Raw genomic sequence first — 8,959 nt, 5'->3', positions numbered from 1 at the left:
CATCCAATAAGGGCGCGAGCCCCTTGACTCGACACACCTCCACGCTCAACCGCGAATGGCCTGTTTAGGCTGGGCGTGCAAGTCGCGGAGAGATCTTCGCGACGGTCATGGACGAAGCACGACGTCGAGTCAAAGATGAGTGGGTGAGCGACATGACCACCCCTTCGCCGAACCAGAATCTGGGTTCTACATCTGCCTCAGGTAATGCTGATCCCCGGCAGAACCGGGACCAGCATCCAGAGGGCAATCCGGAGCCGGCCCCTCAGGAATCACCTGAACAGGCGGCAGAAGCCGCGCCCAGCAGTGACCGGTATGGCCGCAATGAGACGGCCAGGAACCCGAACCTCGATCCGGATCCGGCGCAGAATCCGGGACTGCGGAATGAGGAGGACCTCGAGCCGGGTCAGACCCCGCCGGAGTCCAATTCCGCCACGGCCACTCCCCCGGCACCGGCCCCGAGCACCCCGCCGAAGAACAAACCAGTGCTCATCGGCGTCAGCATTGCCATCGCATTGCTGCTGGTGCTGGTATTCGTCGGCTATATCGCCGGCCTCATCGGCTGAGGCCGCTGAAACCCGCTCTGCTCAGCGGGCCTGTTATAGCTCTGCAGCCGCTCCGCGGTTGCGGGCTCGCATGGCCCGCTGAGCTTCGCGTGCGTCCTGCTTCTCCCGCAGGGTCTGACGCTTATCGTATTCACGCTTACCCCGGGCAATACCGATCTCCACCTTGGCCCGACCGTCTTTGAAGTAGAGGTTCAGCGGCACAATGGTCAGGCCCGGATCTTCGATCTGCCGGGAGATCTTGATCAGTTCCTTGCGGTTGAGCAGGAGTTTACGCTTACGCCGCGTGGCGTGATTGGTCCATGTTCCGTTGAGGTATTCGGGGATATGCACCTGCTCCAGCCACAGCTCACCCCGGTGATCGAAGGCAGCAAAGCCGTCCACCAGGGAGGCTTGGCCTTCCCGCAGGGATTTCACTTCCGTGCCGGTGAGCACGATCCCGGCCTCGTACTTATCCAGGATCTGGTAATCGTGCAGGGCACGGCGATTCCGCGCAACCACGTGGTTACGCTGGTCCTTCTGTTTCTTAGACTTGGGGTTCGCGCTGTACTTGCCCATAAGAAGGCCACTATACCCGCAGGTACTTCCTCACTGTCACCCAGGAGGAGAGTCCGGCCAAGAGGATCGCTACCAGCAGGAGCACCGGCATGATGATCCAGGAGTCCGCACCGTTGATGAATACGATCCCGGTGACCTGGTCGGAGAGCCATTGCCCCATCAGGAATTCGGCGATCACCCAGGTCGCACCACAGGCCAGCAGCGCACCGAAGGCTGAGGCGATCACCCCTTCGAGGATGAAGGGGGTGCGGATCATGGATTTCGAGGCTCCGACCATACGCATGATGGAGGTCTCGCGTCGTCGGCTGTATGCCGAGAGTCGGATGGTGGTCGAGACCAGCAGCACCGTACAGAGGATCATCACACCGCCGACGATGAGCGCGACCACAGTGAGACCGTTGAGGATGCCGAAGATCTGGTCGAGGACTTCCTGCTGATCGGCGACGTTCTCGACGCCGGGGACTCCGGCGAAGAGTTCGCTGACGATGGTGTACTGCTGGGGGTCTTCCAGCAGCACCCGGAAGGATTCAGGCATATCCTCTGCGGTGACATTGGCTGCCCGGACACTGTCCTCGCGGGATTCCTGGAAGTTCTCCAGGGCTTCTTCCTGGGATTCGTACCGGTAGGAGTCCACGTATTGGCTGGCTGCACCGGTTTCTAACATCTGTTCGATGTCGTCACGCTGGTTATCGGTGACTCCCCCGGTGGGGCAGGCGGTCTCTGCGGAGTTGTCGGTGCAGAGGAAGACGGAGACTTCGAGCCGTTCGTAGAAGTCCTCGGTCATCTGGTTGACCTGCATCTGCATCAGGGCTGCTGCGCCCACGAAGCCCAGTGAGATGAAGGTGACCAGCACCACTGAGGTCACCATGGCGAGGTTTCTGCGCAGGGAGCTGAAGGTCTCCCCCAGCTGGTAACCGAGGGCGCTCATCGTTTCTCCCCCTCATCCTGGTTGAACTCGGGGAGATCGGCGACGTCGACTTCGAGATAGTCGGCGTCGAGGACTTCTTCACCCTCTAATTCCTCGTCGTCTTCGGGGAAGGAGACTTCGTATTGGCGCAGGGTGAGTTTATCGGTGTCGGTTTTGACACCCTCAGGCACGGCGATGGGGTTGGCCTGGGTCATCACCGGCAGTGGATCGGAGGCGCGCAGCCCGGTTTTCTCGGCTTCTTCGGTCAGCAGCTCCCAGGCTTCTGACCCTGGTGGCGGGTCATAGGAGCCTTTGGCTTCGTCGCGGACGATCCGTCCTTTATGCAGTTGGACCACGCGGCGTTTCATGGAGTCGACGATGGCGCGGTCGTGGGTGGCCATGATCACGGTGGTTCCGGAGGAGTTGATCCAGCGCAGGATCTTCATGACCTCCTCGGAGGCCCGGGGGTCGAGGTTTCCGGTGGGCTCATCGGCCAGCACGATGGCGGGTTTGTTGATGATGGCCCTCGCGATGGCTGCTCGCTGCTGCTCTCCGCCGGAGATCTCGTGGGGGTAGCGTTTGGCGAGGTGGTCGAGTTTGACCCGTTCGAGGATTTTGGGCACACGTTTGCGGATGTCTCCGCGGGAGGCGCCAATGACGCGCATGGCGAAGGCGACGTTTTCGTAGACGGTCTTATCGGGAAGCAGCCGGAAGTCCTGGAAGACCATGCCGACACTGCGCCGGTATTCGGGTACCCGGCGCTCAAGCATGATGCCGAGGTTGTGTCCGGCGACGGTGAGTTTGCCCGCCTGTGGGAGGCCTTCGCGCAGGATCATCCGCATCAGGGTGGATTTCCCGGAGCCGGAGGCTCCGATGAGAAAGACGAACTCGCCGCGTTCGAATTCTACGGAGACCTCGTCAAGGGCGGGTTTTCCCCCGGCGTTCTCGTGTACCCGGGTGACGCGGTCGAAGCGGATCATTCGCCTTGCCGCCAGCGGATGCCGGATTCGATGAAGCCGTCGAGGTCGCCGTCGAGCACTGATTGTGCGTTGCCGGCCTCGTGGTTAGTCCGCAGGTCTTTGACCATCTGGTAGGGGTGGAGCACATAGGAGCGGATCTGGTCGCCCCAGCTGGCTTTGATGTCCCCGGCCAGTTCCTTCTTCTCGGCGGCTTCCTGCTCTTTCTTCAGCAGCAGCAGCCGGGATTCGAGCACGCGCATGGCAGCGGCTCGGTTCTGGATCTGGGATTTTTCGTTCTGCATGGAGACCACGATGCCAGTGGGCAGGTGGGTGATGCGGACTGCGGAGTCGGTGGTGTTGACTGACTGACCGCCGGGTCCGGAGGAGCGGAAGACATCGATTTTCAGATCGTTCTCGTCGATGTCGATGGATTCGGTGCCCTCCAGCAGCGGGATGACCTCCACTGCGGCGAAGCTGGTCTGGCGTCGGCCCTGGTTGTCGAAGGGGCTGATGCGCACCAGGCGGTGGGTGCCGGCTTCCACGGACATGGTGCCGAAGGCGTAGGGGGCTTTGACCTCGAAGGTGGTGGATTTGATGCCGGCTTCTTCGGCATAGGAGGTGTCGAGGACTTTGACGTCCCATTCGCGGCGTTCGGCCCAGCGCAGGTACATCCGCTGCAGCATTTCGGCGAAGTCTGCGGCATCGATTCCCCCGGCGCCGGAGCGGATGGTGACCACCGCATCGTGTTCGTCGTACTCCCCGGACATCAGGGTGACGATTTCGAGGGATTCCAGGGCTTTGCGGATGGAGCCCAGCTCGTCCACAGCTTCCGCCCGAACGTCGTCGTCGTTCTCCTCGGCTGCCATCTCTGCCATGACTTCGGCGTCGTCGATGCGGGAGGCGAGGTTGTTGACCCTGTCCAGCTGGGCCTGTTTATGGCTGAGCTGGGAGTTGACCTTCTGGGCGTTGTCCTGGTCATCCCAGAGGTTGGGGTCGGCGGCCTGCTGCTCGAGGTCGGTGATCTCAGCACGGAGGGCCTCGACGTCGATCACGTCGGTGATTCGCCGGAGGGTGTCGCGCAGTTCGGCGAGCTCGGCGGGAAAGTCTGTTTCTGCCATAACGTATCTACAGTACCGGTGTCAGCCGGAATCTAGGGTCAGGCAGCGCCCAGGAGAGCTTTCAACGTTCGACCCCGACCCGGGCGTGGGAGCCCGCTGTCACCTCCACGGTGGCCGGCAGCACCCACCGCAGCACGGGCAGCTCCGCCTCGGCGGCCAGTTCGACTTCGACGGTCTGACCGTCTGCAGTTCCGGTCGCAGTGGTGATGCGGAGGTTATGGTGTCGCTGGTCGGCGGCTACCTCTTGTAAGTGTTCCTCTGCGGCTGCCCTGACCTGCTGGTCACTGAGTTCCGGGCTGGGGCCAGCCAGTTGGGCGCTGGCGGCAGCAGCTGAGGCCGCCCCATCGGCATCGGCGAGCAGTTGGCGGGTTTGAAGGTTCACGCTGGTGGCCGAGACGATGGCCGCGGTCAGCATCAGAATGATGGCAGTCAGCCCCAGAATCAGCACGGTGGTCTGGCCGGATTCCTCACGGTGGAGTCTCATCAGGGTGCGCCTTCCGCGGCATCGTGTTGGACCTGGGCGGCCGAGGCTGAGACGGTGACCAACCGGTGTTCCCAGCCGCCGAACTCCGGGACAAGCGGTACGGGAACTCTCAGCTCGATATCGAACTGGACTACCGAACCCGGTTCCTGGCAGTCTGCCGAACAGCTCTGCCGGATCTCGGCCTGACCGGGGTCAATGCCGAAGTCGCCCAGGGCCCTCTGTACTGCGGCCTCGCTGTGCGCCGCGCTCTGCTGGTGCCCGTGCGGGGAGGTGACATAGACCTTGGCTGCCTGATCAGCCGCCCCGGTGACCGCATAGGCGGCGGACTGCACCTGGGCCACGGCAACCAGGAACCACACTGTAGGGATCAGCAGGAGCACCGCCAGGGCAAGAAACTCCACGACGGCCGAACCCTCCTCTTCATTCATAGACATAGGCGCTCCCGGTCGCTTCCAGATTCCCGGCCCCGGTCAGGACCACCAGAACCGGATACTGGGCCTCCACAGTGATCTCCAGGACCTGACCGTTCTCATCGGGGCGGTAGGTGTAACTGATGTCCTGGGCGTAGCGGTCGGACACGGATGAGGCGATCAGACTTCGAGCGCGTTCGACTCCGTCCTCGGCGGTGCGGTCATCCAGGGCACCGAACCGGGCACCGGTTGAGGCTGCGTCGATGAGGGTATTGCGGACATGGATCATCCCGGCGAATTGGATGATCGCAAGTACCAGCAGCACAAGCAGCGAGGCCACCATCGCGAACTCTGCAGTGGCCGAGCCCTGATCCTGTTGCAGACGATGCCTGGCGGATGGGTCCACTGGACGAGCCTATTCGGGGGCGACCTGGTCCACGGCTTGGTTGAACAGGCGGGTGAAGGCCGGTTCAGCCAGGGCCAGCAGCAGAGCCACCAATAACGCGGACATGAGGGTGATCATCACCCAGCCGGGAACATCTCCACGGTCCTCCCGGTGAGCATCGGTCAATGCGGTGGTGAGCCGGTTGTATAGGTACTGCATCTTTTACTCCCTGATAGTTGTGTGTCTTTCTGTGGGGGTCTGTAGGTGGGTGTTTTTCATAAGCCGATTTCCAACAGCGCCAAACCGGGGAAGAGCGCGAAGATGACGGTCAGTGGCAGAATCCCGAAGATCAGCGGCACCAGCATGGCGACTTCCTTGCGGCCGGCTGATTCCATGAGTTCGCGTTTGGAGAGTTCGCGGGCATCGGCGGCCTGGGCGTGGAGGACATCGGCTAGGGGCGTGCCCCGCTCGACGGCGACCACGACCCCTTCGAAGAAGCGAGAGACCGGAGGTAAGTCCTGAATTCTGGTGCTCATTCTGCGCAGGGCGGCAGTGAATGTCTCACCTGCCTGGATCCGGTTGATCACGCGTTGGAACTCTGCCGAGAGCTCGCCTTGGATGCTGCGGCTGATCCTGGAGAATGCCCCTGATGCGGTCTCACCGGCGCTGACTGCCAGGGCCAGCATCTCCGCAACGGCGGGAAACTCCGTGAGTATCCGGGCCCTCCGTCGTTTGATGCGGGCACTGAGCAGGGCCTCTCTGGCTGCAGCTCCGGCCAGTGCACTGAGCAGAACTAAGACAATCGCCGGCAGAATGCGGAAGGAACCAGCTGCCACCGCCGCCAAGCTCAATCCGATGGCAAGGGCGATGGCCAGTATGGAGGCCATCAGCTGCTGCATGCGGTACTCAACTGGGGTCAGCGGGCTGTTGGCCTGTTCCAGCCGGCGGATCAGTTGTTGGTTTCCTCGGCCCAGGACCGGAACTCCGATGGCCTCAAGCCGGTTGACCGCCGATATCAGGACTGGTTCCACCAGTCGTGCGGCTCCGCGGAAGGCACTGTGCGTGGGTGTCGGAGATGGCCGCAGCATATGAACATGTGGAGCCACGCGCTCGAGCATCCGGGGCCTGTTCATGGCGGGCAGCCCGTAGAAGGTCAGCAACAGTCCGGCACCGAGTGCTGCACCGGCCACCGCCGCCCAGATCAGGGTCGCGTGGCCGAGGTCGAGAATGCTTGCCAGATTCATACCAACACCCGTTCTTGGCGGGGCAGGGCGCCAATGCGCAGCATCGTCCAGTAGCAGAGGACCGAGACCGCCAGTCCCGCTGCCAGCACCCCAACGCCGGTGGGTTCGCGGTATGCAGCTGCCGCTTCGGGGCGGGTGGCCAGCATCAGTACGACAATCCACGGGGCTGCAACAGCTACCCGAGCCCCGGTGACTGTCCAGGACTGCCTGGCCTCGAGTTCACTGCGGGTCCGGGTGTTCTCTCGCAGGACTTCCGCCAGAGTGTTCAGGAGCCTGCCGAGATCGGTGCCGCCGAGTTCACGAGTGATATTCAGCGCCAATACGATCCTGTCCCCCACGGGGTCTGCCAGTCGGTTGCGCAGCCGTTCCAATGCGTGCTCAAGCGTCATCCCTGCCCGCCAGTCGTCGCCGAATTCGGTGAAGGGTTCGCGCAGTGGTTCAGGGCCGTTGCGCCCGAGTTCCATCAGCCCTTCCGGTAGGGAAAGTCCTGAGCGGATGGCCGAACGCAGGTGATCAACAACATCGGGCCAGACTCCGGCAAGAGATCGCTGTCGCCGTTTGGCCTGCCAGAGCACGAGTGCATATGGAGCAGCCACGGCGAAGAGCCCGAAGCAAGCGGCGATGGCTGGTACTGAGGTGATCAGCAGGACGGTGAGGAAGGCCAAGAGCCCAGCTGCGGTCATGGCGACGATCAGCGCGGAGACTGGGAGTCGGTGATGACCCGCTTCGTCCAGAACTCGGCGGATTGGATGGGGTTTCTTGGACCCGATCCGCGGCGGCTTTTCTCTGCGCGGGCTGAAGGACTGGATCACCAGCAGCAAGCCGGTTCCCAGCCCTAGCCCCAGCAGGACCGAAGCGGGGCTCACCCGTTCTCACCTGTGAGCAGATCGTGAACCTCTGGTCCGAGCCGAGGATGTTCAAATGCTGCATCTGGATTCGGCACCAGCTGCTGTCCATCATGGGTGAATAGGAGGCTGGTCTCGATCGTATTGGCTTCAACCCGGCTTCCGACTCCCAGGATTTCGGAGACATACCGGCGCCCGGCCCTATCGCGTGTGCAGTGAATGACGAGGTCAATACAGGCAGCCACGGTCAGGACGGTGAAGGTCCGGGTGATATTCGGTGAGGCTAGCAGTGGAAGAGTGCATATCTTGGTCAGCGCATCCTGGGCCGAGTTCGCATGCAAGGTAGCAAGGCCGGGCATTCCACTATTCAAAGCCAGGAGCATATCGAGGCTCTCAGCCTCTCGGACTTCGCCGACGATCAGCCGGTCCGGGCGCATTCGGAGAGCTTCTTTGACCAGGCGGCGCAGGGGTATCTCGCCGGTACCTTCGAGATTGGGCTGCCGGCATTGCAGGCCCACGACATCGCGCAGCGGTATTCGCAGTTCAAAGATCTCTTCCACACTCACAACCCGCTCCCGGGGCCCAATCGCGCTGGTGAGGGCGTTGAGCATGGTGGTCTTCCCTGCCCCGGTGCCTCCGGAGATCAGACAGTTGACTCCCCTGCCCACACAGTGGCCCAGGAACTCCGCGGCCGCGGGCGACAGGGACTCCAACTGGACCATTTCCTCCAGAGATGAGCTGCGGGTGATGAATTTACGGATATTGACTGCCCAGTGTTGACGGGTGATATCCGGAATCACGACATGCAATCGGGAACCATCTGGCAGTGATGCATCCACAAAGGGGCTGGAGAGATCCAACCTGCGTCCGGTGGACTTCAGCATGCGTTCCACGAGGTCTTTGACCTTGGTCTCGGTCAGGGTGACCGAGGTCAGTTCGGAACGCCCCGCCCTGGCCACGAAGACCTGATCGGGTCGGTTCCACCAAATCTCTTCAACAGTCTTATCCTCCAGGAGCGGCTGAAGCTCCCCATATCCGGCTACCGAGTGGAAGATTTTGGTGGTGGCGGGCCCGGGGTCACCCAACAGCGGCAGGGCTGAAACCATGGAGCGGCGGTCGTAGTCTGCCACCGCAGCCTCGATGAGTTCCTTGGTGCTTCCGGGGTCATCAGCGGGGTCGATACCGCGCACCCGGATGGTCTCACGCACCTCATCTTCAACGAGCGCCAAGGCATCCACTGCTCATTCACCCTCTTCGTAACCAGTGTGCCCTACACCATAACGGCTCTTCACGATCGAGGGTGTAGTCGGTTGAGCGCGTCGCTGGGCGGATAGGGGTCGAGGTCTCCCTGAGGATGGAAGTTCTCATACTCCCCATCCGGAAGACCTCGACATGCCCCAGCCTACTTTCCTTGCGCCCGATCTGACCACGTTCTGCCGGCTCGATGAGCTCGGACTTCACGCTGTCGGGCAGTACCTGTCGCCCGATC

The 8,959-nt window shown here is 62.3% G+C and carries 12 protein-coding genes; 1 reads left to right on the top strand and 11 read right to left on the bottom strand.

Annotated elements, in window-relative coordinates; translation table 11 throughout:
• Positions 1-152 precede the first annotated feature (152 nt).
• Entirely contained in the window at positions 153-563 is a 411-nt protein-coding gene (locus HGQ17_RS14675; protein ID WP_168888702.1) for a DUF6480 family protein, read from the top strand.
• A 33-nt stretch (positions 564-596) separates the two neighbouring features.
• Here the strand turns inward: HGQ17_RS14675 and smpB are convergent, their stop codons facing one another.
• From smpB to HGQ17_RS14620, 11 genes are all read right to left on the bottom strand, one after another.
• Positions 597-1,118 carry an SsrA-binding protein SmpB gene (gene smpB, locus HGQ17_RS14670; protein ID WP_168888701.1) on the bottom strand — a complete coding sequence of 174 codons (522 nt, stop codon included), beginning with the start codon at positions 1,116-1,118 and terminating at the stop codon, positions 597-599.
• A 10-nt stretch (positions 1,119-1,128) separates the two neighbouring features.
• A complete protein-coding gene (gene ftsX / locus HGQ17_RS14665; RefSeq protein ID WP_168888700.1) occupies positions 1,129-2,046 on the bottom strand; it encodes a permease-like cell division protein FtsX in 918 nt (305 codons plus the stop codon).
• A complete protein-coding gene (gene ftsE, locus HGQ17_RS14660; RefSeq protein WP_168888699.1) occupies positions 2,043-3,005 on the bottom strand; it encodes a cell division ATP-binding protein FtsE in 963 nt (320 codons plus the stop codon). The genes ftsX and ftsE overlap by 4 nt, the downstream gene beginning before the upstream one ends.
• A complete protein-coding gene (prfB, locus tag HGQ17_RS14655) occupies positions 3,002-4,102 on the bottom strand; it encodes a peptide chain release factor 2 (RefSeq protein WP_168888698.1) in 1,101 nt (366 codons plus the stop codon). Before prfB ends, ftsE begins: the two co-directional genes overlap by 4 nt.
• 61 nt (positions 4,103-4,163) lie before the next feature.
• Positions 4,164-4,586, bottom strand: coding sequence for a hypothetical protein (locus tag HGQ17_RS14650; RefSeq protein ID WP_168888697.1), 423 nt, complete (start codon positions 4,584-4,586; stop codon positions 4,164-4,166).
• Positions 4,586-5,020, bottom strand: a complete 435-nt coding sequence (locus tag HGQ17_RS14645; RefSeq protein WP_168888696.1) for a hypothetical protein — start codon at positions 5,018-5,020, stop codon at positions 4,586-4,588. The genes HGQ17_RS14650 and HGQ17_RS14645 overlap by 1 nt, the downstream gene beginning before the upstream one ends.
• Complete coding sequence (locus tag HGQ17_RS14640) at positions 5,007-5,402, bottom strand: TadE/TadG family type IV pilus assembly protein (protein ID WP_168888695.1); 396 nt, start codon at positions 5,400-5,402, stop codon at positions 5,007-5,009. The genes HGQ17_RS14645 and HGQ17_RS14640 overlap by 14 nt, the downstream gene beginning before the upstream one ends.
• 9 nt (positions 5,403-5,411) lie before the next feature.
• Positions 5,412-5,600, bottom strand: a complete 189-nt coding sequence (locus tag HGQ17_RS14635) for a hypothetical protein (RefSeq protein WP_168888691.1) — start codon at positions 5,598-5,600, stop codon at positions 5,412-5,414.
• Between the two features lie 56 nt (positions 5,601-5,656).
• Entirely contained in the window at positions 5,657-6,625 is a 969-nt protein-coding gene (locus HGQ17_RS14630; RefSeq protein WP_168888694.1) for a type II secretion system F family protein, read from the bottom strand.
• The gene (locus tag HGQ17_RS14625; RefSeq protein WP_168888693.1) at positions 6,622-7,491 is read right to left on the bottom strand and encodes a type II secretion system F family protein; all 870 of its coding nucleotides are present in this window, start codon (positions 7,489-7,491) and stop codon (positions 6,622-6,624) included. The genes HGQ17_RS14630 and HGQ17_RS14625 overlap by 4 nt, the downstream gene beginning before the upstream one ends.
• Positions 7,488-8,708: a CpaF family protein gene (locus tag HGQ17_RS14620; RefSeq protein WP_168888692.1), complete on the bottom strand. Its 1,221-nt coding sequence runs from the start codon at positions 8,706-8,708 to the stop codon at positions 7,488-7,490. Before HGQ17_RS14620 ends, HGQ17_RS14625 begins: the two co-directional genes overlap by 4 nt.
• Positions 8,709-8,959: the final 251 nt, after the last annotated feature.

It is taken from the genome of Nesterenkonia sedimenti, assembly GCF_012641515.1.
GTDB lineage: Bacteria > Actinomycetota > Actinomycetes > Actinomycetales > Micrococcaceae > Nesterenkonia > Nesterenkonia sedimenti.
This window is presented reverse-complemented; position numbering and strand designations above follow the sequence as displayed.